Origin of the sequence: Janthinobacterium lividum, assembly GCF_011601275.1 — a bacterium.
Taxonomy (GTDB): Bacteria; Pseudomonadota; Gammaproteobacteria; order Burkholderiales; family Burkholderiaceae_D; genus Janthinobacterium; species Janthinobacterium lividum_E.
The window spans coordinates 1-687 of sequence record NZ_JAAOLY010000053.1 but is presented as its reverse complement, the minus strand read 5'-3'; the positions used below and the strand labels follow the sequence as shown (position 1 = coordinate 687).

2 tRNA genes and 1 rRNA gene are annotated in these 687 nt (G+C 46.4%); all 3 read left to right on the top strand.

Going from position 1 to position 687, the window contains the following annotated elements:
* A 16S ribosomal RNA gene (locus GYK42_RS28815) occupies nucleotides 1-106 on the top strand; the annotation flags it as partial.
* A gap of 81 nt (nucleotides 107-187) precedes the next feature.
* Nucleotides 188-264, top strand: a tRNA-Ile gene (locus GYK42_RS28810).
* A 25-nt stretch (nucleotides 265-289) separates the two neighbouring features.
* A tRNA-Ala gene (locus GYK42_RS28805) sits at nucleotides 290-365 on the top strand.
* Nucleotides 366-687: the final 322 nt, after the last annotated feature.

The following is a 687-nucleotide window of genomic DNA, read 5'->3' as shown; positions in this document are numbered from 1 at the left end:
AGGTAGCTTAACCGCAAGGAGGGCGCTTACCACGGTAGGATTCGTGACTGGGGTGAAGTCGTAACAAGGTAGCCGTATCGGAAGGTGCGGCTGGATCACCTCCTTTCTAGAGTTTGCACGAATCATGTAAATGATTCACGCATCAAATGTTCACACTTATCGGCTGTTAATATAAAGAACAGCATTTGGGGCTGTAGCTCAGCTGGTTAGAGCACCGTGTTGATAACGCGGGGGTCGTTGGTTCGAGTCCAACCAGCCCTACCAGTTTCTGTAGTCTGTATTACCCATAGGGGGATTAGCTCAGCTGGGAGAGCACCTGCTTTGCAAGCAGGGGGTCGTCGGTTCGATCCCGTCATCCTCCACCAAAAGTTCAAACGTAAATCAGTGTTGATTGCAACACCGGGATTTAGGTTTGGTCTTTTCGAGACCAAGTGCTGTATGTTCTTTAACAATCTGGAAGAAGTAAAGATTATTTATTGATCGGTTTGCCGTAAAAAGCGAATCGATGGGTAATGATTGTATGTATCAACAAACAAGCAACAACGTTGTACTTTCTTATTCCTGTAACGCTCTTTCATCATGCAAATGATGAGAGGCTAACGTTATAGGGACAAGCGAATAAGTGCACATGGTGGATGCCTTGGCGATTACAGGCGATGAAGGACGTAGTAGCTTGCGATAAGCTGC